We start from the raw sequence: 22494 nt of genomic DNA on the forward strand, positions 1-22494 counted from the left end.
GCAATTCGATGGTGGAGATCAAGACTCCCGAGCAGATCGCGAAGATGCGTGAGGCGGGGCTGGTCGTTGCCGCGATCCACTCCGCGACCCGGGAAGCCGCGGTGCCCGGGGCGACCACGAACGATCTGGACCAGGTGGCCCGGAAGGTGCTCGCCGAGCACGGCGCGAAGCCGAACTTCCTCGGGTACGGCGGGTTCCCCGCCACGATCTGTACGTCGGTGAACGAGGTCGTGGTCCACGGCATCCCCGACGACAGGACCGTCCTCAAGGACGGCGACATCATCTCGATCGACTGCGGCGCCATCATCGACGGCTGGCACGGCGACGCGGCGTACACCGCGTTCGTCGGCACGGGGCACGCCCCGGAGCTGGTCGAGCTCTCCCGGGTGACCGAGGAGTCGATGTGGGCCGGGATCGCCGCGATGAAGAAGGGCGCCAGGCTGGCCGAGGTCTCGAAGGCGATCGAGGGCTACATCCGCCGCCAGCCCCGCCCGTCCTCCGGCAAGTACGGGATCATCGAGGACTACGGGGGCCACGGCATCGGCTCGGAGATGCACATGGACCCGCATCTGCTGAACTACGTCGACAAGCGGCGCCTCATCGGCCGGCACAACCCGAAGCTGGTGCCCGGGTTCTGCCTGGCGATCGAGCCGATGGTCTCGCTGGGCACCCCGCGGACCCAGGTGCTGGACGACGACTGGACGGTCATCACGACCGACGGGACCTGGTCCTCGCACTGGGAGCACTCGATCGCGCTGACCGAGGAGGGCCTGATCGTGCTGACCGCGCCCGACGGCGGCAAGGCCAAGCTGGCCGAGCTGGGTGTCACGACCGCCCCCGACCCGCTCGGCTGAGTCTTCGGCCGACCGGCTTAAGGATCTTGACAGCAGGGCATCCTTCCCGGATTCGTCTTTACGGATGCCCTGACGTAGACTGACTCGTCGGCTCGCGTATACCCGTATGTCTTCATGCGTGCTGTACGGAGTCGATCAAGGTAGCCGATTCGAAGGGCGAAGCGTGGCCAAGAAGCAAGGTGCCATCGAAATCGAGGGCACCGTGATCGAGTCCCTCCCGAACGCAATGTTCAAGGTGGAACTTCAGAACGGTCACAAGGTCCTAGCGCACATCAGCGGCAAGATGCGGATGCACTACATCCGCATCCTCCCGGATGACCGGGTCGTGGTGGAGCTGTCTCCTTACGACCTGACGCGTGGTCGGATCGTCTACCGCTACAAGTAGATCTTGCCCGCATCCCGCTTCGCGGTGGGGTGGTGGCACCGACCCGGAGAACCTGACATCCCATGAAGGTCAAGCCGAGCGTCAAGAAGATCTGCGACAAGTGCAAGGTGATCCGCCGTCACGGTCGGGTCATGGTCATCTGCGACAACCTGCGCCACAAGCAGCGCCAGGGCTGACGCACGACCTGCACCTCGCAGTTCTTCGCGCGACGCACGTAAATACGTACATACGCAGGGCCCGCCCAGCTGACACAGCGGGCGACACCTCCGGCGGGGGCCGGGGACCCGGAATCGTGCCTACGCATCTGTAGGCACTTTTGTCTGGGAGAGGCTCTGCGGAAGACCCCCGATATCAACAGGAGCCATTGAATGGCACGCGTTTCAGGTGTTGACATCCCGCGCGAAAAGCGCGTGGAGGTTGCCCTCACCTACGTCTTCGGCATCGGGCGCACCCGGTCCAAGGAGGCCCTGGCCGCCACCGGTGTTGACCCCAACACCCGCGTTCGTGATCTGGCCGAAGAGGACCTGGTCAAGATCCGCGAGTACGTGGACGCCAACCTCCGTACCGAGGGTGACCTCCGCCGCGAGATCCAGGCCGACATCCGCCGCAAGGTCGAGATCGGCTGCTACCAGGGTCTGCGTCACCGTCGTGGACTTCCGGTCCACGGCCAGCGCACCAGCACGAACGCTCGTACCCGCAAGGGCCCGCGTCGCGCGATCGCCGGTAAGAAGAAGCCGGGCAAGAAGTAGTCCTCAGCTAGGGACGCTGTTCAGCGGTCTTCGCTGTAGGACCGATCACCTCCACTCCAACGGGAGTAAGACATGCCTCCTAAGGGCCGTCAGGGTGCTACCAAGAAGGTGCGCCGCAAGGAAAAGAAGAACGTCGCTCATGGGCATGCCCACATCAAGAGCACGTTCAACAACACCATCGTCTCGATCACGGACCCCTCGGGCAACGTGATCTCCTGGGCCTCCGCCGGCCACGTCGGCTTCAAGGGCTCGCGCAAGTCCACCCCCTTCGCCGCGCAGATGGCTGCCGAGTCGGCCGCCCGTCGCGCGCAGGAGCACGGCATGCGCAAGGTCGACGTCTTCGTCAAGGGTCCCGGCTCCGGCCGTGAGACCGCGATCCGCTCCCTCCAGGCCACCGGCCTCGAGGTCGGCTCGATCCAGGACGTCACGCCCACCCCGCACAACGGCTGCCGCCCTCCCAAGCGTCGCCGCGTCTGACCCGTTACGGGCCGGACCTGCAGGACTCTCGGGCGGTACGGCGCTTCGGTGCCGTGCCGCCCGTACCCTTGTAGTACTTGGGGGCGTCAAATAGTGGGCGCCCACGAATGAAGGATCACCACATGCTTATCGCTCAGCGTCCGTCGCTGACCGAAGAGGTCGTCGACGAGTACCGCTCCAGGTTCGTCATCGAGCCGCTGGAGCCGGGCTTCGGTTACACCCTCGGCAACTCGCTCCGCCGCACGCTCCTCTCCTCCATCCCCGGCGCCGCTGTCACCAGCATCCGCGTCGACGGTGTCCTGCACGAGTTCACCACCGTGCCGGGCGTCAAGGAGGACGTGACCGACCTCATCCTCAACATCAAGCAGCTGGTCGTCTCCTCGGAGCACGACGAGCCGGTCGTGATGTACCTGCGCAAGCAGGGCCCCGGCCAGGTCACCGCTGCTGACATCGCCCCGCCGGCCGGTGTCGAGGTGCACAACCCCGACCTGGTGCTCGCCACGCTGAACAGCAAGGGCAAGCTGGAGATGGAGCTGACCGTCGAGCGCGGTCGCGGCTACGTCTCCGCCGTGCAGAACAAGCAGCTGGGCCAGGAGATCGGCCGTATCCCGGTCGACTCCATCTACTCCCCGGTGCTGAAGGTCACGTACAAGGTCGAGGCGACCCGTGTCGAGCAGCGCACCGACTTCGACAAGCTGATCGTCGACGTCGAGACCAAGCAGGCCATGCGTCCCCGTGACGCCATGGCGTCGGCCGGTAAGACCCTGGTCGAGCTGTTCGGTCTGGCCCGTGAGCTCAACATCGACGCCGAGGGCATCGACATGGGCCCGTCGCCGACGGACGCCGCGCTCGCCGCCGATCTCGCCCTGCCGATCGAGGAGCTGGAGCTCACCGTTCGGTCGTACAACTGCCTCAAGCGCGAGGGCATCCACTCCGTGGGTGAGCTCGTGGCGCGTTCCGAGGCCGACCTGCTCGACATCCGCAACTTCGGTGCGAAGTCGATCGACGAGGTCAAGGCGAAGCTGGCCGGCATGGGCCTGGCGCTCAAGGACAGCCCGCCCGGATTCGACCCGACCGCGGCTGCTGACGCGTTCGGCGCCGACGACGACGCGGACGCCGGTTTCGTGGAGACCGAGCAGTACTAGCACGTCCCGGGGCCCGAGAGGGCCCCGGATCTGAACTTCCGGCGGGCACCAGCCCCCGGTAACTGACACCGGTACCTGATACGGCCGGTGCAGATCACAAGGAGCAACACCATGCCGAAGCCTGCCAAGGGTGCCCGTCTGGGCGGCAGCGCCGCGCACGAGCGTCTGCTGCTCGCGAACCTCGCGAAGTCGCTGTTCGAGCACGGCCGCATCACCACGACCGAGGCCAAGGCTCGCCGCCTGCGTCCGGTCGCGGAGCGTTTCATCACCAAGGCGAAGAACGGTGACATCCACAACCGTCGCCTCGTGCTGAAGTCGATCACGGACAAGGGCGTCGTCCACACGCTCTTCACCGAGATCGCCCCCCGGTACGAGAACCGCCCCGGTGGCTACACCCGCATCACCAAGATCGGCAACCGTCGTGGCGACAACGCCCCGATGGCGGTCATCGAGCTGGTCGAGGCGCTGACCGTGGCCCAGGAGGCCACCGGTGAGGCCGAGGCCGCGACCAAGCGTGCCGCCAAGGACGCGGCGCCCAAGACCGAGGCCCCGGCCGAGGTCGTCGAGGACGCCAAGCCGGTCGAGGCCGCTGAGGAGTCCAAGGACGCCTGAGCGTTCTGAAGACTGCTGGACGGGCTCGTATCTCCCTTCGGGGCGGTGCGGGCCCGTTCTTTTGTGGTGCCGTTCTTTTGTGGTGCCGAGCTTTCAGTGGTGCCGAGCTTTCAGTGGTGCTGTGCTTTTAGAGGAGAGGACGCGCGGGTGAGTGACGAGGTGGAGCCTGGTTCGGTGCGGGTGCGGCTGGACCTTGCGTACGACGGCAGGGACTTCTCGGGCTGGGCGAAGCAGAACGAACGGCGCACCGTACAGGGCGAGTTGGAGTCGGCGATCCGTACGGTGACCCGGTCGCCCAGGACGTACGACCTGACGGTGGCCGGGCGCACCGACGCGGGCGTGCACGCGCGTGGCCAGGTCGCGCAGGTCGACCTGCCCGTCGAGGTGTGGGAGGAGCACGGGGACAAGCTGCTGCGGCGGCTGGCCGGGCGGCTTCCGCAGGACGTACGGGTGTGGCGGGTGGCGGAGGCGCCCGCCGGTTTCAACGCGCGGTTCTCGGCGGTCTGGCGGCGGTACGCCTACCGCGTGACGGACCGTCCGGGCGGGGTCGACCCGCTGCTGCGGGGTCACGTCCTCTGGCACGACCGGGAGCTGGACGTCGCGGCGATGAACGACGCGTCGCGGCTGCTGCTCGGCGAGCACGACTTCGCGGCGTACTGCAAGAAGCGGGAGGGCGCGACCACCATCCGTACCCTCCAGCAGCTGATCTGGGAGCGCGGTACCGACGGGATCGTGACCGGGACCGTGCGGGCCGATGCCTTCTGCCACAACATGGTGCGCTCGCTGGTGGGCGCCCTGCTGTCCGTCGGCGACGGGCACCGGCCGGTGGAGTGGCCGGGTGAGGTACTGGCCGCCGCGGTGCGGGACTCCTCGGTGCGGGTGGTGCGGCCACATGGGCTGACCCTGGAGGAAGTCGGGTACCCCGCCGACGAGTTGCTCGCCGCGCGGAGCAGGGAGGCCCGTAATATGCGGACGCTGCCGGGGTCCGGCTGCTGCTGAGCGGCGGCCGTCGGTCCGCCGCGCGGTGCTCACCCGACCCATGTACGGAGGACCCATGGCCCAGCCCTCTGCGAGCGAGCGGATTCCCCAGGAGTGGGGCCGGCTGCCGCTGACCGTGGTGATGCCGACGTACAACGAGGTGACGAATCTGCCGCGGATCGCCGAGACCGTGCTGGGGCTGCCGCTGACGGGCCTTCAGCTGAAGATCGTCGACGACTCCAGCCCCGACGGTACCGGGCGGCTGGCGGACGAGCTGGCCGCCGGGTACAACGCGGGGGGCCGCACCCGGATGACGGTGCTGCACCGTACGGAGAAGGACGGCCTCGGGCGGGCCTACGCCGCGGGGATGCTCGCCGCGCTCGACGAGGGCGCCGAGTTCGTCGTGCAGATGGACGCCGACGGCAGCCACCCCGCGCACGTCGTGCCGCAGATGCTGGGGACGGCGCTGGCCACCGACGCGGGGTTCGTCGTCGGCAGCCGGTACGTGGACGGCGGCTCGCTCGACGAGGACTGGGGCTGGCACCGGAAGGTGCTGTCGCGCTTCGCCAACCGGTACGCGCGCACCGTGCTGAACACCCGGATCAGGGACATCACGGCCGGGTTCAACCTGTGGCGGGCGGACACGCTGCGGGGGGTGGACCTGACGACGCTGGGCAGCGCCGGCTACAGCTTCCAGGTGGAGCTGAAGTTCCTCGCCGTACGCCGTGGTTACACCGGTGTGGAGATCCCGATCCGCTTCGAGGAGCGGACCGAGGGAGTCTCGAAGATGAACCTGTCGACCCAGATCGAGTCGGCGCTGGTGCCGCTGCGGCTGCGGATCCGTGACCGCAGCCGCGTGCGCTGACAGGTGGCCGTGAGCGGGGCGGGGCGGGTCAGCCCGCGGGTGCGCCGGCCGCGGCGGACGCCTGGGCCTGTCCGCGGGCGACGATCTGACGGAAGGTGAACTCGGCCACGTCGTCACCGGCCGTGAAGACGTTCGCGTCGGACTGGGCGACGTTCTTGCCGCTGGTGAACCCACCGACCGTGAAGTAGGCATAGCGGCCGTAGGAGTTGCCGACCCGGCGGCAGACCGAGCCGTTGCGGCAGAAGGTGGGGACCCCGCCGCCGCTGAGCGAGGCGATGCCGCCGGACGACTGCTTCACGGCCTGCTGCGCCTGCGCCTCGGTGTCGAAGACCGCGACCCCGATGGTGACGGCGACGCCGCCCTTGCTGAAGGTGGCCCGGATGACCTGGCCACAGCCGTTGTTCACCAGGACGGCGCCGAGTGCGCCCTGGGTGACGGAGCCGCAGGCGGTGGTGCGGTGCGTGGCGCCCTTGGCGTACGTGTGGTCGCCCACCGTCAGATTCGGGCCCGGGAAGAGGGTGTTGGCGCTGAGCGGCGCCTTGTCCTTCTTCGAGCTGGAGATGTAGTCCTTCGGATTCGGCGGCGGCGCGGGCGCCTTCGGGGTGAAGGAGGGTATGGCCTCGCCGGACTTGCTGGGCAGCGCCTCGGGTGAGGGGAGCTGGCTGGCGTTCTTGTCCGCGGAGTCCGCTCCCTTGCCCGCCGAGACGACGGCGGTGGCCACGATCGCGCCCACCGCGGCGGTCGCCAGTACGCCGCCCCCGATCAGCAGCCACTTCTTACGACGGCCGCGCGCGGCGCTCGCGTCGGCGAGTGCGGTCCAGTCAGGAGTCTGCGGACTGTGCTGCGGATTTCTTTGCTGATCCCCCGGCCCCCAGGAGGGCCCCCCTTGCCCAAAGCTCATGGCGCGCATCTTACGACCTCACCCGCGATGGAGAGTGGATCAGCGAGCGGCGTCATGCGGCTTCGCATCCAAGGCGGAGGAGGGAGGGATGGCGGAGCCCTCGCGACTGACGACAACGCCGGAGGCGGAGTCGCAGGGCGTCGGGAGCCCGCTCGCTATCGCGGGTGAGGTCGTTGGACCGACCGGCACATGGGGGGCGGCGTCGCGGGTGCCGATCGAAATGGGGTTGCCTCCGGGCCGTCGTGGTGGGCGACAATCCGTTCATGGGACATCTTGAAGCGGGACATCTGGAGTACTACTTGCCGGACGGGCGGGTGCTCCTCGGTGACGCCTCGTTCCGGGTGGGGGAAGGCGCGGTCGTGGCCCTGGTGGGGGCGAACGGCGCGGGGAAGACCACGCTGCTGCGGCTGATCGCGGGGGAGTTGCAGCCGCACGGCGGGAGCGTCTCGGTGAGCGGCGGGCTCGGGGTGATGCGGCAGTTCGTCGGCTCGGTCCGGGACGACCGTACGGTCAGGGACCTGCTCGTCTCGGTGGCCCAGCCGCGGATCAGGGAGGCCGCGCAGGCCGTGGACGCCGCCGAGCACCTGATCATGACCGTCGACGACGAGGCCGCGCAGATGAAGTACGCGCAGGCGCTGAGCGACTGGGCGGAGGTGCAGGGGTACGAGGCCGAGACCGTCTGGGACATCTGCACGATGGCGGCGCTCGGGGTCCCGTACGAGAAGGCCCAGTTCCGCGAGGTGCGGACGCTGTCGGGCGGTGAACAGAAGCGGCTGGTCCTGGAGGCGCTGCTGCGCGGCCCGGACGAGGTCCTGCTGCTCGACGAACCGGACAACTACCTGGACGTACCCGGCAAGCGGTGGCTGGAGGAGCGGCTGAAGGAGACCCGCAAGACGGTCCTGTTCGTCAGCCACGACCGGGAGCTGCTGTCCCGCGCCGCCGAGAAGATCGTGAGCGTGGAGCCGAGCCCGGCGGGCTCGGACGTCTGGGTGCACGGCGGCGGATTCGACACGTACCACGCCGCCCGCAAGGAGCGCTTCGCCCGCTTCGAGGAGCTGAAGCGGCGCTGGGACGAGGAGCACGCCCGGCTGAAGGCGCTGGTGCTGCGGCTGCGCAACCAGGCGGCGATCAGCCCCGACATGGCCTCGCGGTACCGGGCGATGCAGACCCGCTTCCAGAAGTTCGAGGACGCCGGGCCGCCGCCCGAGCCGCCGCGCGAGCAGGAGATCACGATGCGGCTGCGCGGCGGCCGTACCGGCGTGCGGGCCGTGACCTGCGAGAACCTTGAGCTGACCGGGCTGATGAAGCCGTTCTCGCTGGAGATCTACTACGGCGAGCGGGTGGCGGTTCTCGGGTCCAACGGTTCCGGCAAGTCGCACTTCCTGCGGCTGCTCGCCGACGGGGCCGTGGCCCACACCGGCCAGTGGAAGCTCGGCGCGCGCGTCGTCCCCGGCCACTTCGCCCAGACGCACGCCCACCCGGAGCTGCTGGGCCGCACCCTGGTCGACATCCTGTGGACCGAGCACGCCAAGGACCGGGGCGCCGCGATGTCCGTACTGCGCAGGTACGAGCTGGAGCGCCAGGGCGACCAGAGCTTCGAGAAGCTCTCCGGCGGCCAGCAGGCGCGCTTCCAGATCCTGCTCCTGGAGCTGGCGGGCACGACGGCGCTGCTGCTGGACGAGCCGACGGACAACCTGGACCTGGAGTCCGCGGAGGCGCTCCAGGAGGGCATGGAGGCGTACGACGGCACGGTGATCGCGGTCACCCACGACCGCTGGTTCGCCAAGTCCTTCGACCGGTACCTGGTCTTCGGCTCGGACGGTGTCGTACGGGAGACGCCGGAGCCGGTGTGGGACGAGCGGCGGGTGGCACGGGCCCGATGATCCTCCCGGTACCTCCGATCAGGATCCTGCCGCTGGGAAGCGGCGGGTGAGCGGTCCGGGCGCGGGTGCTGAGGCGTTTTGACCCGGGTGAGGGAACGCGGGTAGTCTCGGCTTTTGTTATACGTATTGGCTTCGTCGTTCTCACGCGAAGGGCCCTTACGTAGGTTCCCTGGAGCAGTTACCAGAGGCTCGCATACGGGCAGTGTCCCCGGCATTGTGAGCCCCAGCTGCATGTGATCGCTTCAGCGGTGCCGTGTGTCTGGACCTCATCCACTGAAGAAGCGAAGGCTACGAAGTGCGTACGTACAGCCCCAAGCCCGGCGATGTCACTCGCCAGTGGCACATCATCGACGCGCAGGACATCGTCCTGGGCCGTCTGGCGACGACCGCCGCCACCCTCCTGCGGGGCAAGCACAAGGCGATCTACGCCCCGCACATGGACATGGGCGACTTCGTCATCATCATCAACGCCGAGAAGGTTCACCTCTCCGGCAACAAGAAGACCCAGAAGATGGCGTACCGCCACTCCGGTTACCCGGGTGGTCTGCGTTCCGTCCGCTACGACGAGCTGCTCGAGAAGAGCCCCGAGAAGGCCATCGAGAAGGCCATCAAGGGCATGATCCCCAAGAACACCCTGGGTCGTCAGGTGCTCTCGAAGCTGAAGATCTACGCGGGAGACCAGCACCCGCACGCTGCTCAGCAGCCTGTTCCGTTCGAGATCACCCAGGTCGCGCAGTAGTTCCGGCCGCCCCCTAAGACATCCAGAAAGATCTGAGGAGAATCGTGGCCGAGACCACTGCAGAGACGCCCACCGACGACGTGGCGGGCACCGAGGGCGAAGAGACCTTCGCCGAGGTGACCACCTTCGAGTCCGAGGTCCCCGTCGAGGGCGAGTACACCAGCGAGTCGCTCGCGGGCCGCTTCGGCGACCCGCAGCCGGCGGCCGGCCTGGGCCGTCGCAAGAACGCCATTGCCCGCGTCCGGATCGTTCCGGGCACCGGCAAGTGGAAGATCAACGGTCGCACCCTTGAGGACTACTTCCCCAACAAGGTGCACCAGCAGGAAGTCAACGAGCCCTTCAAGGTGCTCGAGCTCGACGACCGCTACGACGTCATCGCCCGCATCTCGGGTGGCGGCGTCTCCGGCCAGGCCGGCGCCCTGCGCCTCGGTGTGGCCCGCTCGCTGAACGAGGCGGACGTGGACAACAACCGCGCCACGCTGAAGAAGGCCGGCTTCCTCTCCCGCGACGACCGTGCGGTCGAGCGCAAGAAGGCCGGTCTCAAGAAGGCCCGTAAGGCCCCGCAGTACAGCAAGCGCTAAATACCGCTTGCAGGGCTGCATGCACGACCCTGTTCGTATGACGTTCGCCCCGGCGGCACCTTCTGTGCTGCCGGGGCGTTCGTTTATCGGGCCCCCCGGCGTATAACGGCACAAGGCGTCGTACAAGGCGTCGCACGAGGCGTCGTACGAGACGTTCAAGGCGTTCAGGGCGCTCGGGGACCCGTATTTTCGGAGCTTTCTTTCGGAGGACAGCAAGTGGGACGACTCTTCGGCACGGACGGTGTGCGCGGTGTCGCCAACGTGGATCTGACGGCGGAGCTCGCGCTCGGCCTCTCGGTCGCCGCGGCGCACGTACTCGCAGAGGCGGGCACGTTCGAGGGCCATCGGCCCAAGGCGGTGGTCGGACGAGATCCGCGCGCGTCCGGAGAGTTCCTGGAGGCCGCCGTCGTCGCGGGCCTCGCGAGCGCGGGCGTGGACGTCCTGCGCGTCGGTGTGCTGCCCACCCCCGCGGTGGCGTATCTCACCGGTGCGCTCGGTGCCGACTTCGGCGTGATGCTCTCCGCCAGTCACAACGCCATGCCGGACAACGGCGTCAAGTTCTTCGCCCGCGGCGGTCACAAGCTCGCCGACGAGCTGGAGGACCGGATCGAGACGGTCTACGACCAGCACCGCGGCGGCGAGCCGTGGGAGCGGCCGACCGGCGCGGGTGTGGGCCGGGTGCACACGTACGACGAAGGCTTCGACCAGTACGTCGCCCACCTCATCGCGGTCCTGCCCAACCGGCTCGACGGCCTCAAGGTCGTCCTCGACGAGGCGCACGGCGCGGCCTCCCGGGTCTCGCCCGAGGCGTTCACCCGGGCCGGGGCCGAGGTCGTCACCCTGGGCGCCGAGCCCGACGGGCTGAACATCAACGACAACTGCGGCTCGACCCACCTGGACCTGATCAAGGCCGCGGTCGTCGAGCACGGCGCCGCCTTCGGCATCGCGCACGACGGCGACGCCGACCGCTGCCTCGCCGTGGACGCGTCCGGCGAAGAGGTGGACGGGGACCAGATCCTCGCCGTGCTGGCCCTCGCCATGCGTGAGGCGGGCACCCTGCGCGGGAACGCCGTGGTGGGCACCGTGATGTCCAACCTCGGCTTCAAGATCGCCATGCAGCGTGAGGGCATCGAGCTGGTCGAGACCGCGGTGGGCGACCGCTATGTGCTGGAGTCGATGAAGGAGCACGGCTACGCGCTGGGTGGCGAGCAGTCAGGCCACGTCATCGTGCTGGACCACGCGACGACCGGCGACGGCACCCTGACCGGTCTGATGCTGGCCGCCCGGGTGGCGGCCACCGGCCGTTCGCTCGCCGAGCTGGCGGGCGTGATGGAGCGGCTGCCGCAGGTCCTGATCAACGTCCCGGACGTGGACAAGTCGCGGGTCACCACCTCCGCCCAGCTGATGACCGCCGTCGCCGAGGCCGAGCGCGAGCTGGGCTCGACCGGCCGCGTACTGCTCCGCCCCTCGGGCACGGAGCCGCTGGTACGGGTCATGGTCGAGGCGGCGGACATCGAGCAGGCCCGGTCGGTGGCCGGACGGCTGGCCGACGTGGTCAAGTCGGCGCTGGGGTAGGTCCCGCCCGCCGCGGTCCTTTCGCCGCCCCGCCCCGCCCGCCGTGCTGCGGGCGGGGCGGTGTGCGTACGGCAACCGGACGGCTGGTTCAGCCGGCCGGTTGTGGCGTACGGCGGCGGCGTGCCGACTGCAGGGCCTTCTGCACCAGCAGGGTCAGCGTGCCCGCGAGCACGATCCCGCCGAGGTTCGCCATCAGCTGGCCGACCGAACCCCAAGTCTGCGCGTAATCGCGGTAGTTGAACGCCACCGCGGCATTCGCGGCGGCCGGTACGGTCGTCACCGAGATGGCCACACCGATCAGGGCCCCGGACTTCGCCGAGGTGAGCGAGAGCGTTCCCGCGATGCCGGCGAGGAACGCCACCACGAAGGACATCCAGTTCGGCTGCCAGATGAACGACGTGTTGGGGCGGTCCGCCTCGATCATCTGCATCGTGAAGAGCCCGAAGGCGTTCATCATCCAGGCGAACCCGGCCGTCAGCGCCATCGCCGACGCGAACCCGCCGATCAGTGCCCACAGCGACCGGACCACCAGGCGTGGAGCACGCTGCACGATCGCCGTCGAGATCCCCGCCAGCGGGCCGAAATCGGGGCCGACCGCCATCGCGCCCACGATCAGGATCGAGTTGTCGAGCATCACACCGCAGGCGGCGAGCATCGTCGCCACGGCCATGAACGCCACATAGGTGATGCTGAACGTGGACTCCTCGTCGGTCGCCTTGGTCAGCTCCTCCCACAGCACCGCGTCCGATCCCTCGCCGGGCGCATCGGCCTCGGCCTTGTCGGCGAACGCGGAGAGCGTCAGGTCCATGTTCTCCAGCGTGATCGACCCCTCCCGGTCGATGCCGAGTCCGCGCAGCGCGCCGATCAGATCGTCGCCCGCCTCGCGCGCCACATCGCACATCACCACGTCGCCCTGCGGATCGTGGGCCACACCGGGCAGCACCACGAGGTGCGTGGTGCCCACGGTGTCCCGCACCAGGCGCAGCACCTCGTCCGTACGGTCGGTGGGCACGATCAGGCGCAGATGCAGCACGCGGGTACTCCCGGGGGGTCAGAGCTTGCGGAGCGAGAGGCGCTGGACCTTGTGGTCCGGTCCTTTGCGCACGACGAGGGTGGCACGGCTGCGCGTCGGCGCCACATTCTCCACCAGATTGGGCTTGTTGATGGTCCGCCACATGGTGCGGGCGTACTCCAGCGCCTCCTCCTCGGAGACCTGTGTGTACTTCCTGAAGTACGAACAGGGGTCCTGGAACGCGGTCTCGCGCAGCTTCCGGAAGCGGTTGAGGTACCAGGTCTCGATGTCCTCGGTGCGCGCGTCGACGTACACGGAGAAGTCGAAGTAGTCGGCGAGTCCGACCCGGGTGCGGCCGTCGCTGCCGGGGAGCGCGGGCTGGAGCACGTTCAGCCCCTCGACGATCAGGATGTCCGGGCGGCGCACGGTCAGCCGCTCGCCGGGCACGATGTCGTAGATCAGGTGCGAGTAGACGGGGGCGGTGACCTCGCCCCGGCCGGACTTCACGTCCGCGACGAACCGGGTGAGGGCGCGGCGGTCGTACGACTCGGGGAATCCCTTGCGGGCCATGAGCCCGCGCCGCTTCAGCTCGGCCATCGGGTGGAGGAACCCGTCGGTGGTGATCAGCTCGACGTGCGGGTGCTCGGGCCAGCGGGCGAGCAGCGCCTGGAGGAGCCGGGCGACGGTGGACTTGCCGACCGCCACGCTCCCCGCGACGCCTATGACGAAGGGCGTGCCGTGCTGGGTGCCGTGGCCGTTGCCCGCGTCGCCGAGGAAGGTGTTGAGCGCGCCGCGCAGCCCGTCCGACGCCTGGACGTACAGATTGAGCAGCCGCGACAGCGGGAGGTAGATGTCCCGCACCTCGTCGAGATCTATCACGTCGCCGAGCCCGCGCAGCTGCTCGACCTCCTCGGCGGTCAGCGGCAGCGGCGTCTTCTCCCGCAGGGCGCTCCATTCGGTACGGGTGAGGTCCACGTACGGGGTCGGCTCGGCCCGGCGGTGGGACCGGTGGACGTTTCGTGGCGGCGAATCGATCACCCGTTCATTGTCGGGGGTGTGAGCCGATGGTGGAGGGTGGGGTGGGTCACGTGGGGCGGCCGGGCGGGCCGGGTGAGCGGCCGTCGGGGCGGTGCGCGGATACCGGCCTCGCGGGCAGGTCCGCCGTAGGCTGCCGACATGTGCGGAATCGTGGGGTACGTCGGCGGGCAGTCGGCGCTGGATGTTGTCATCGCGGGTCTCAAACGGCTGGAGTACCGGGGCTACGACTCGGCCGGGGTGGCCGTGCTCGCGGACGGCGGACTGGCAGCCGCGAAGAAGGCCGGGAAGCTCGTCAATCTGGAGAAGGAGCTGGTCGAGCGGCCCTTGCCCGCCGGGTCGACCGGGATCGGGCACACCCGGTGGGCGACGCACGGTGCGCCCAACGACGACAACGCGCATCCGCATCTGGACAACGCGGGGCGGGTCGCGGTCGTGCACAACGGGATCATCGAGAACTTCGCGGCGCCCCGTGACGAACTGGCCGGACGCGGACACGACTTGGCGTCGGAGACCGACACCGAGGTGGTGGCCCACCTGCTCGCCGAGGCGTACTCCTCGTGCGGGGACCTGGCGGAGGCGATGCGTCAGGTGTGCAGGCGGCTCGACGGGGCGTTCACCCTGGTCGCGGTGCACGCGGACGAACCGGACGTGGTGGTCGGCGCGCGGCGGAACTCCCCCCTGGTGGTGGGCGTCGGGGAGGGCGAGGCCTTCCTCGCCTCGGACGTGGCCGCGTTCATCGCCCATACCCGGTCCGCGATCGAGCTGGGGCAGGACCAGGTGGTGGAGCTCCGCCGGGACGGGGTGCTCGTCACCGACTTCGAGGGGGCACCGGCCGAGACCCGTGCGTACCACGTGGACTGGGACGCGTCGGCGGCGGAGAAGGGGGGTTACGACTACTTCATGCTCAAGGAGATCGCCGAACAGCCGAAGGCGGTCGCCGACACCCTGCTGGGACGGATCGACGCCGGCGGGCTGCTGACCCTCGACGAGGTGCGGATTCCCGCCGGTGTGCTGCGGGAGGTCGACAAGGTCGTCATCGTGGCCTGCGGGACCGCGTACCACGCCGGGATGATCGCCAAGTACGCGATCGAGCACTGGACCCGGATCCCCTGCGAGACCGAACTGGCCAGCGAGTTCCGCTACCGGGACCCGATCCTCGACCAGCAGACGCTGGTGATCGCCATTTCGCAGTCCGGCGAGACCATGGACACGCTGATGGCGCTGCGCCATGCCCGCGAGCAGGGCGCGAAGGTGCTGGCCATCTGCAACACCAACGGGTCGACCATTCCCCGGGAATCGGACGCGGTGCTCTACACGCACGCGGGCCCGGAGGTCGCCGTCGCCTCGACCAAGGCGTTCCTCACCCAACTGGTGGCGTGCTACCTCGTGGCGCTGTACCTGGGGCAGGTGCGCGGGACGAAGTGGGCGGACGAGATCAGGGTGGTCGTCCGTGAGCTGTCCGAGATCTCGGGACAGGTCGAGCGGGTGCTGGAGACCATGGGCCCGGTGCGGGAGTTGGCGCGGTCACTGGCCGGCAAGCGCACGGTGCTGTTCGTCGGCCGCCACGTCGGGTACCCGGTGGCGCTGGAGGGCGCGCTCAAGCTGAAGGAGCTGGCGTACATGCACGCCGAGGGGTTCGCGGCGGGTGAGCTCAAGCACGGCCCCATCGCGCTGATCGAGGACGATCTGCCGGTGGTCGTGGTGGTGCCGTCGCCGCGCGGCCGGTCGGTGCTGCACGGGAAGATGGTGTCGAACATCCAGGAGATCAGGGCCCGTGGGGCGCGCACGATCGTGATCGCGGAGGAGGGGGACGAGGCCGTGGTGCCGTACGCGGACCATCTCGTCCGGATCCCGGCCACGCCCACGCTGCTGCAGCCGCTGGTGGCGGCCGTCCCGTTGCAGGTCTTCGCCTGTGAACTGGCGACCGCGCGCGGCAACGAGGTCGACCAGCCGCGCAACCTCGCGAAGTCGGTGACGGTCGAATGATTGTCGGGGTCGGGATCGACGTCGCCGAGATCGAACGGTTCGCCGCAGCTCTGGAGCGGACCCCGCAGATGGCTGAACGGCTCTTCCTGCCGGGGGAGTTGATACTTCCCGGCGGTGAACGGCGGGGTATCGCCTCACTGGCTGCCCGGTTCGCCGCCAAGGAGGCGCTGGCGAAGGCGCTCGGGGCGCCCAGCGGGCTGCGCTGGACGGACGCCGAGGTGTTCGTGGAGGACAGCGGGCGGCCCAGGCTTCGGGTCAGCGGCACGGTGGCGGCGCGCGCCGCCGAGCTGGGGGTGCAGTCGTGGCATGTCTCGCTCAGCCATGACGCGGGAGTGGCCTCCGCCGTCGTGATCGCGGAGGGTTGAGGTATGCGTACTGCTTACAGCGTGGAGACCGTACGAACCGCCGAGCGCGAACTGATGGCCCGGCTGCCGGAGGGCGCCCTCATGCAGCGGGCCGCCGCCGGCCTTGCCGCGGCCTGCGCGGACCTGCTGGGACGGGTGTACGGCGCCAGGGTCGTGCTCCTCGTCGGGAGCGGGGACAACGGCGGGGACGCCCTGTACGCGGGGGCCCGGCTCGCCCGGCGCGGTGCGGGGGTGGCGGCGGTGCTGCTGGCCCCCGACCGGGCCCACCCGGGCGGGCTGCGGGCGCTGCTCGCGGCCGGTGGGCGGGTCGACGACGTCTCGGTGATCGGCCGCGCCGACCTGGTGGTCGACGGGATCACCGGCATCGGCGGCCGGGGCGGTCTGCGGCCGGACGCGGTGGCCGCGCTGTGGGCGGTGTCCGACGCGGTCCCGGTGGTCGCCGTGGACCTGCCGAGCGGGGTGTCCGCCGACACCGGTGAGGTCGTCGGCGAGGCGGTGCGGGCGGACGCGACGGTCACCTTCGGGGCGTACAAGCCGGGGCTGCTCATCGACCCGGCCGCCGAGTACGCCGGGGCGGTGCGGCTCGTCGACATCGGGCTCGACCTGCCCGTCGTACCGGAGCTCGAAGCGCTCCAGTACGCGGACGTGGCGGCCCTGCTGCCGATGCCTTCCGCCGAGAGCGACAAGTACCGGCGCGGTGTCGTCGGCATCGTTGCCGGGTCGGCGCGCTACCCCGGCGCCGCGGTGCTCGCGGTGGCGGGCGCGCTGCGGGGCGGTGCGGGGGCGGTGCGGTACGTGGGCCCGGCGGCGGACGCGGTGATCGCGCGGTTCCCCGAGACGCTGGTGCACGCCGGGCCGCCGTCGAAGGCCGGACGGGTGCAGGCCTGGGTGGTGGGACCGGGGCTCGGGGACGACGTGTCGGCGGTCGACGAGATCCTGGCCTCCGACGTCCCGGTCCTGGTGGACGCCGACGGGCTGCGGCTGCTGGACGCCGCGGCCGTACGGGCCCGGTCGGCGCCCACCCTGCTCACCCCGCACGCGGGCGAGGCGGCGGCGCTGCTGGAGGTGTCGCGCGAGGAGGTCGAGGGCGCCCGGCTGTCGTCGGTGCGGGCGCTGGCCTCGCGGTACGGGGCGACGGTCCTGCTCAAGGGCTCCACCACGCTCGTCGCGGCGCCCTCGGGGGACACCCCGGTTCGGGTGAATCCGACCGGCACACCGTGGCTGGCCACCGCGGGCAGCGGCGATGTGCTGTCGGGCCTCGCGGGCTCGCTGCTCGCGGCGGGTCTCGACGCGCGGGACGCGGGTTCGGCCGCGGCCTATCTGCACGGCCTGGCGGCCCGCCGGGCGTCCGGCGGGGCGTCCGTGGTGGCGCAGGACGTGGCGGACGGTATCGCGGGGGCCTGGCGGGATGTCTGCGGGTGAGAGCGGTGCGGGTCCGGCGCCGGCCGGACAGGTCCTGAGTCCCTGCCCGCGCTCTGAGAGACTGTCGACGCGATGACTGACACCCCCATGCGAGCGCGCGCCGAGATCGATCTCGCAGCTCTGCGCGCCAATGTTCACGCTCTGCGCGCCCGCGCGCCCCGTGCCCAGCTGATGGCTGTGGTCAAGGCGGACGCCTACGGGCACGGCATGGTGCCCTGTGCCAGGGCCGCCCTGCAGGCCGGTGCGAACTGGCTCGGCACCGCCACCCCGCAGGAGGCCCTCGCGCTGCGCGCCGCGGGAATCGACAGCAGGCTGCTCTGCTGGCTGTGGACGCCCGGCGGGCCGTGGCGGGAGGCCGTCGAGGCCGATATCGACGTGTCCGTGGGCGGGATGTGGGCGCTCGACGAGGTACGGGAGGCGGCGCGGGCGAGCGGTCGCACGGCGCGGGTCCAGCTCAAGGCCGACACCGGCCTCGGGCGGGGCGGCTGCCAGCCCGCCGACTGGCCGGAACTGGTCGCTGCGGCGGTCGCCGCCGAGGCGGCCGGGCTGATCCGGGTCACCGGGATCTGGTCGCACTACGCCTGCGCGGACGAGCCGGGCCACCCGTCGATCGCCCCGCAGACGGCCCGCTTCGACGAGGCCGTCGCGTACGCGGAGAAGGCGGGCCTGCGCCCCGAGGTCCGGCACATCGCCAACTCACCGGCGGTGCTGACCCTGCCCGGCTCGCACTACGACCTGATCCGCCCCGGCGTCGCGCTGTACGGCATCTCGCCCGTTCCGCAGCTCGGCAGCGCCGCCGACTTCGGCCTGCGCCCGGTGATGACGCTCAGCGCCCGCCTCGGCCTGGTCAAGCGGGTCCCGGCGGGGCACGGCGTCAGCTACGGCCACCACTACGTCACCTCCGCCGACACCACCCTGGGCCTGGTCCCGCTCGGATACGCGGACGGCATCCCCCGGCACGCCTCGGGCCGGGGCCCGGTGCTGGTCGGCGGCGCGTGGCGGCGGGTGGCCGGACGGATCGCCATGGACCAGTTCGTGGTGGATCTGGACGGGGACGCGCTCCTGCCGGGCGCGGAGGCCGTGCTGTTCGGCCCGGGTGACCGGGGCGAGCCGACCGCGGAGGACTGGGCGGAGGCGGCGGACACGATCGCGTACGAGATCGTCACCCGCATCGGTTCCCGGGTGGACCGCGTGTACGTCGACGGGGACCCGGAAGGCCCGGTGAACGGGGATCCGGCCGGTGCGGTGATCAGGACCCCGGAAGGCCCGCGGGATCCGGCCGGCCAGGGCGACGACCGGACGGACCACTAGACGACCGCTGTACGACCGCTGTACGACCACGAGGAGAGCGGCACGGTGAGCGAGAGCACCAGCGCGGATGTGGCCGGGGCCGTCGCGGCGGGCGCCAACTGGCGCCGGGCCGGGGGCTTCGCCGGTGCCGCCATCGGCGTGCTCGCGGCCGGGGCCGCGGCGGGCGTGGCGGTCGAGCGGCTGACCGTCGGCCGCGGCATGCGCAAGAAGGCACGGCTCGCCCTGGACGCGTCGGGGCCGTACGGCTCCCTGCGCGGCATGCCGGGCCGGGCGGTCGCCGACGACGGCACGGAGATCTACTACGAGGTGGACGAGACCGGCCCGGAGGCCTCCGGCCCCGCCCCCCGGCTACCCGGCCGCCGGGCCGCCCGTCCCGTCACGGTCGTCTTCTCGCACGGCTACTGCCTCGGCCAGGACTCCTGGCACTTCCAGCGCGCGGCGCTGCGCGGCGTCGTCCGTACCGTCCACTGGGACCAGCGCAGCCACGGCCGGTCACAGCGCGGCCGGGCGCAGGCCGACGGCGTACCGGTCACCATCGACCAGCTCGGCCGCGACCTGAAGGCGGTCATCGATGCGGCGGCGCCCGAGGGGGACCTGGTCCTGGTGGGGCACTCGATGGGCGGCATGACGATGATGGCGCTCGGCGACCAGTTCCCCGCGCTGGTACGCGAGCGGGTGGTCGGCGCCGCCTTCGTCGGCACCTCCTGCGGGAAGCTCGGCGAGGTGAGCTTCGGGCTGCCCGTGGCGGGGGTGAACGCGGTACGCAGGGTGCTCCCCGGCGTACTGAAGGCGCTCGGCTCCCAGACGGAGCTGGTGGAGCGGGGACGGCGTGCCACCGCCGATCTGTTCGCCGGTCTGATCAAGCGGTACTCCTTCGGTTCGAAGGATGTCGACCCCGGGGTGGCCCGGTTCGCCGAGCGGCTGATCGAGGGGACGCCGATCGACGTGGTCGCGGAGTTCTACCCGGCCTTCACCGATCACGACAAGGCGGACGCGCTGGCCGCGGTCTTCGCCGAGGTGCCCGCGCTCGTCCTGGCGGGCGACAACGACCTGGTGACACCCAGCGCGCACAGCGAGGTCGTCGCCGACCTGCTGCCCGGTTCCGAGCTGGTCATCGTCCCGGACGCCGGGCACCTGGTCATGCTCGAACACCCCGAGGTCGTCACCGATCGGCTGGCCGCGCTGCTGGCCCGGGTCGGCGCGGTGCCGGCAGCCGCTAACGTTGGACCGTATGGAAGCCCCGCACAGCCCGGCAGCTGATCCGGCCGCCGCGTTCGCCACCCGCCTGACCGTCGATTCCCCCCGCCGCATGCAGGAGCTGGGCCGCCGCCTGGCCGCCCTGCTGCGCCCCGGTGACCTGGTGATGCTCTCCGGGGAGCTCGGCGCGGGCAAGACCACCCTGACGCGCGGCCTGGGCGAGGGCCTGGGCGTGCGCGGCGCGGTCACGTCCCCGACCTTCGTCATCGCCCGCGTCCACCCACCGCTGGGTGACGGTCCCGCGCTGGTGCACGTGGACGCGTACCGCCTCGGCGGCGGTCTCGACGAGATGGAGGACCTGGACCTCGACGTCTCGCTGCCCGACTCGGTGATCGTGGTCGAGTGGGGGGACGGGAAGGTCGAGGAGCTGTCCGACGACCGGCTGCGGGTGGTCATCGAACGGGGCGTCGGGGACACCGACGACGACCGCCGTGTGGTCACGCTCAGCGGGATCGGCGGACGGTGGGGGCAGGACGAACTGACGGGGCTGCTGGGACACGAGGGGAACCAGCCGCACGAGGGCCAGGACGGCTGACGGCTCCGCGCCCGGCGTCCCGTGCCGGACGGCCGCCGCGCTCCGTACTTTCCGACAAGCCGTCGGCAAGGTGTTGCACAGATCCCACCAGGCGTGGTCACATGGATGGCAAGACCTGGTTAGGTCTACCTAACCACGCCTGACCGAGGAGGCAGCCATGTCCGCGTCGGAGACCGAAGCGCAGTCGCCGTCCCCCCTGTCGATGCGCGATCTGCTCGCCTCCTGCGAGGCGGCCAGCGCCGTGTCCACACCACCGCGAGCCCCGGAGCCCGATCCCGGGGCCGACGTGGTGGAGCCCGAGGAGCAGCGCGACGCCGCGTAATCCGTACGGGTCACGCGGGACAGCGGGCCGAGGGGCTCCGCGGCCTGCCCTGCGCCTGACGGCCCCTGCCTGTCCCTGACGGCCCCTGCCTGTCCCTGACGGCCCCTGCCTGTCCCTGATGGCTTTCCCGCCCGTTCCGCTACAGGACGACGACGACCTTCGTGCCGTACGTCGCCAGCGGCCACATCGCGTCGCCGTCCTCCCGCGACATCCGGATCCCGCCGGTCTTCTGGGTCGGGTCCGGACTCGCCATGGAGCCGTCCACCGCCGCGCTGAAGCCGATCGTCACCCCGTTGACGCTCGCGAACCGGACCACGTGCTCGATCCGCACCCCGTCGGAACCGGGGATGTTCCCCGAGCGGGACTGCACCCCGTAGATGCCCACCGGCGGATTCACCGTGCTCGGCATGACCTTGAAGGTCCGCGTGCCGGAGTCGGAGACCAGCCATACCCGCTTCTCCGACAGCGAGTACACGACGCGGGTGCCGGTTCCGGAGTGCGGGGGCACGGCGGCGGGGCCGTGCGGTTTCTTCGGAGTGCCTCCGGGGTGCGCCGGGGCGCTGGCCGAGACCGAGGGCTTGGGGGCCGCCAGGCTGTCAGGGGCGTTCGCGGACGCCTGGTAGGCGAGGAAACCCACCGTGACGAGCGCTGCCCCGGTGAGCCCGGCCACGATTCCCGAGCTGCTCCTTGACACCTGAGGCTCCTCATTTCTTCGTACGTACGAATTCTCGGTGACGTTAGCAGCAGGAGGCTGACGGGACGGGGCGCCGTGCCTCCGCCGCAGGAGCCGTAGGCTGTTTGCGTGCTCTTGCTCGCCGTTGATACCGCCACGCCCGCCGTCACCGCCGCCCTCCACGACGGCACCTCCGTCGTCGCCGAAACCAGCAGGACCGACGCCCGCCGGCACGGGGAGCTGCTGCTGCCCGCCGTCGACCAGGTCCTCGCCGAGGCCGGACTCACGCTCGACGCCGTCACGGACATCGTCGTCGGGGTCGGCCCGGGACCGTACACCGGACTGCGCGTCGGCCTGGTGACAGCCGCCACATTCGGCTCCGTCCTGGGGGTGCCGGTCCACGGGCTGTGCACGCTGGACGGCCTCGCGTACGCCTCCGGGCTGGAGGGCCCCTTCGTCGTCGCGACGGACGCCCGGCGCAAGGAGGTCTACTGGGCGCGGTACGACGGCTGCCGTACGCGCCTGGGCGAGCCCGCGGTCGACCGGCCCGCCGACATCGCCGAACAGGTCGCCGGGGTGCCCGCGGTGGGAGCCGGGGCGCTGCTCTACCCCGGGACCTTTCCGGACGCCCGCGCTCCCGAGCACGTCCCGGCGGGGGCGCTCGCCGCGCTGGCCGCGGAGAAACTGGCCGCTGCGGGACCGGCCGCGGGGGACGGGACGGCCGTGGCCGGCTTCCTCCCGGTCACCCCCCTCTACCTGCGGCGTCCCGACGCGCAGGTGCCCAAGAACTACAAGGTGGTCACCCCGCAGTGACCGCCCCCGTACTGCG

General features: G+C 70.7%; 25 protein-coding genes. 21 read left to right on the plus strand and 4 right to left on the minus strand.

The genetic code is table 11. The annotated features are described in order from the left end of the window. Positions 1 to 8 precede the first annotated feature (8 nt). The 9 genes from map (at position 9) to NBY69_RS07880 (ending at position 6065) form a co-directional block, all read left to right on the plus strand. The gene (gene map / locus NBY69_RS07840) at positions 9 to 854 is read left to right on the plus strand and encodes a type I methionyl aminopeptidase (protein ID WP_250299568.1); all 846 of its coding nucleotides are present in this window, start codon (positions 9 to 11) and stop codon (positions 852 to 854) included. A gap of 163 nt (positions 855 to 1017) precedes the next feature. Continuing rightward, the gene (gene infA / locus NBY69_RS07845; RefSeq protein ID WP_003956442.1) at positions 1018 to 1239 is read left to right on the plus strand and encodes a translation initiation factor IF-1; all 222 of its coding nucleotides are present in this window, start codon (positions 1018 to 1020) and stop codon (positions 1237 to 1239) included. A 62-nt stretch (positions 1240 to 1301) separates the two neighbouring features. Then, positions 1302 to 1415: a 50S ribosomal protein L36 gene (gene rpmJ, locus NBY69_RS07850; RefSeq protein ID WP_003956441.1), complete on the plus strand. Its 114-nt coding sequence runs from the start codon at positions 1302 to 1304 to the stop codon at positions 1413 to 1415. Positions 1416 to 1607: 192 nt separating this feature from the next. Then, positions 1608 to 1988, plus strand: a complete 381-nt coding sequence (rpsM, locus tag NBY69_RS07855; RefSeq protein ID WP_164264459.1) for a 30S ribosomal protein S13 — start codon at positions 1608 to 1610, stop codon at positions 1986 to 1988. Between the two features lie 72 nt (positions 1989 to 2060). Next, positions 2061 to 2465: a 30S ribosomal protein S11 gene (gene rpsK, locus NBY69_RS07860; protein ID WP_125496499.1), complete on the plus strand. Its 405-nt coding sequence runs from the start codon at positions 2061 to 2063 to the stop codon at positions 2463 to 2465. A gap of 122 nt (positions 2466 to 2587) precedes the next feature. Then, complete coding sequence (locus NBY69_RS07865) at positions 2588 to 3610, plus strand: DNA-directed RNA polymerase subunit alpha (RefSeq protein ID WP_250299306.1); 1023 nt, start codon at positions 2588 to 2590, stop codon at positions 3608 to 3610. Between the two features lie 111 nt (positions 3611 to 3721). Beyond that, positions 3722 to 4222, plus strand: coding sequence for a 50S ribosomal protein L17 (gene rplQ / locus NBY69_RS07870; RefSeq protein WP_250299308.1), 501 nt, complete (start codon positions 3722 to 3724; stop codon positions 4220 to 4222). Between the two features lie 147 nt (positions 4223 to 4369). Then, entirely contained in the window at positions 4370 to 5221 is an 852-nt protein-coding gene (truA, locus tag NBY69_RS07875; RefSeq protein WP_250299313.1) for a tRNA pseudouridine(38-40) synthase TruA, read from the plus strand. A 55-nt stretch (positions 5222 to 5276) separates the two neighbouring features. After that, entirely contained in the window at positions 5277 to 6065 is a 789-nt protein-coding gene (locus NBY69_RS07880; protein WP_250299316.1) for a polyprenol monophosphomannose synthase, read from the plus strand. A gap of 28 nt (positions 6066 to 6093) precedes the next feature. Here NBY69_RS07880 and NBY69_RS07885 read toward each other — a convergent pair whose 3' ends face one another. Further along, positions 6094 to 6966, minus strand: a complete 873-nt coding sequence (locus NBY69_RS07885; protein ID WP_250299318.1) for a hypothetical protein — start codon at positions 6964 to 6966, stop codon at positions 6094 to 6096. A gap of 263 nt (positions 6967 to 7229) precedes the next feature. Between NBY69_RS07885 and NBY69_RS07890 the strand changes: the two genes are divergently transcribed. The 4 genes from NBY69_RS07890 to glmM all read left to right on the plus strand — a co-directional run bounded on the left by NBY69_RS07890 (position 7230) and on the right by glmM (position 11744). Beyond that, positions 7230 to 8849 carry an ABC-F family ATP-binding cassette domain-containing protein gene (locus tag NBY69_RS07890; RefSeq protein ID WP_250299324.1) on the plus strand — a complete coding sequence of 540 codons (1620 nt, stop codon included), beginning with the start codon at positions 7230 to 7232 and terminating at the stop codon, positions 8847 to 8849. A 295-nt stretch (positions 8850 to 9144) separates the two neighbouring features. After that, a complete protein-coding gene (gene rplM, locus NBY69_RS07895; RefSeq protein WP_250299329.1) occupies positions 9145 to 9588 on the plus strand; it encodes a 50S ribosomal protein L13 in 444 nt (147 codons plus the stop codon). Positions 9589 to 9632: 44 nt separating this feature from the next. Next, positions 9633 to 10169: a 30S ribosomal protein S9 gene (gene rpsI, locus NBY69_RS07900; protein WP_374211229.1), complete on the plus strand. Its 537-nt coding sequence runs from the start codon at positions 9633 to 9635 to the stop codon at positions 10167 to 10169. A gap of 216 nt (positions 10170 to 10385) precedes the next feature. Further along, a complete protein-coding gene (gene glmM / locus NBY69_RS07905; RefSeq protein WP_250299334.1) occupies positions 10386 to 11744 on the plus strand; it encodes a phosphoglucosamine mutase in 1359 nt (452 codons plus the stop codon). 88 nt (positions 11745 to 11832) lie between these two features. Here glmM and NBY69_RS07910 read toward each other — a convergent pair whose 3' ends face one another. Both NBY69_RS07910 and coaA read right to left on the minus strand, forming a co-directional pair. Further along, a complete protein-coding gene (locus tag NBY69_RS07910; protein WP_250299335.1) occupies positions 11833 to 12777 on the minus strand; it encodes a DUF389 domain-containing protein in 945 nt (314 codons plus the stop codon). A gap of 18 nt (positions 12778 to 12795) precedes the next feature. Further along, positions 12796 to 13794, minus strand: coding sequence for a type I pantothenate kinase (gene coaA, locus NBY69_RS07915; RefSeq protein WP_374211230.1), 999 nt, complete (start codon positions 13792 to 13794; stop codon positions 12796 to 12798). A 138-nt stretch (positions 13795 to 13932) separates the two neighbouring features. Between coaA and glmS the strand changes: the two genes are divergently transcribed. From glmS to NBY69_RS07950, 7 genes are all read left to right on the plus strand, one after another. Further along, positions 13933 to 15780 carry a glutamine--fructose-6-phosphate transaminase (isomerizing) gene (gene glmS / locus NBY69_RS07920; protein ID WP_250299339.1) on the plus strand — a complete coding sequence of 616 codons (1848 nt, stop codon included), beginning with the start codon at positions 13933 to 13935 and terminating at the stop codon, positions 15778 to 15780. Continuing rightward, positions 15777 to 16145, plus strand: a complete 369-nt coding sequence (locus NBY69_RS07925; protein WP_250299344.1) for a holo-ACP synthase — start codon at positions 15777 to 15779, stop codon at positions 16143 to 16145. Before glmS ends, NBY69_RS07925 begins: the two co-directional genes overlap by 4 nt. Positions 16146 to 16148: 3 nt before the next feature. Continuing rightward, on the plus strand, positions 16149 to 17567 hold the full coding sequence (locus tag NBY69_RS07930) for an NAD(P)H-hydrate dehydratase (RefSeq protein ID WP_250299346.1): 1419 nt from the start codon (positions 16149 to 16151) through the stop codon (positions 17565 to 17567). An 87-nt stretch (positions 17568 to 17654) separates the two neighbouring features. Then, complete coding sequence (gene alr, locus NBY69_RS07935) at positions 17655 to 18878, plus strand: alanine racemase (RefSeq protein WP_250299571.1); 1224 nt, start codon at positions 17655 to 17657, stop codon at positions 18876 to 18878. A gap of 45 nt (positions 18879 to 18923) precedes the next feature. Continuing rightward, complete coding sequence (locus tag NBY69_RS07940) at positions 18924 to 20138, plus strand: alpha/beta fold hydrolase (protein WP_250299349.1); 1215 nt, start codon at positions 18924 to 18926, stop codon at positions 20136 to 20138. Further along, positions 20110 to 20670, plus strand: coding sequence for a tRNA (adenosine(37)-N6)-threonylcarbamoyltransferase complex ATPase subunit type 1 TsaE (gene tsaE, locus NBY69_RS07945; protein WP_250299350.1), 561 nt, complete (start codon positions 20110 to 20112; stop codon positions 20668 to 20670). Before NBY69_RS07940 ends, tsaE begins: the two co-directional genes overlap by 29 nt. Positions 20671 to 20827: 157 nt before the next feature. Then, complete coding sequence (locus tag NBY69_RS07950) at positions 20828 to 20992, plus strand: hypothetical protein (RefSeq protein WP_250299352.1); 165 nt, start codon at positions 20828 to 20830, stop codon at positions 20990 to 20992. A gap of 139 nt (positions 20993 to 21131) precedes the next feature. On the opposite strand, the gene NBY69_RS07955 is transcribed toward NBY69_RS07950, so the two are convergent. Beyond that, positions 21132 to 21686 carry a hypothetical protein gene (locus NBY69_RS07955; protein ID WP_250299353.1) on the minus strand — a complete coding sequence of 185 codons (555 nt, stop codon included), beginning with the start codon at positions 21684 to 21686 and terminating at the stop codon, positions 21132 to 21134. A 108-nt stretch (positions 21687 to 21794) separates the two neighbouring features. On the opposite strand from NBY69_RS07955, the gene tsaB reads away from it, so the two are divergent. Continuing rightward, the gene (gene tsaB / locus NBY69_RS07960) at positions 21795 to 22478 is read left to right on the plus strand and encodes a tRNA (adenosine(37)-N6)-threonylcarbamoyltransferase complex dimerization subunit type 1 TsaB (RefSeq protein ID WP_250299360.1); all 684 of its coding nucleotides are present in this window, start codon (positions 21795 to 21797) and stop codon (positions 22476 to 22478) included. Positions 22479 to 22494 lie beyond the last annotated feature (16 nt).

This window comes from Streptomyces sp. A 4/2 (assembly GCF_940670765.1).
Taxonomy (GTDB): Bacteria; Actinomycetota; Actinomycetes; order Streptomycetales; family Streptomycetaceae; genus Streptomyces.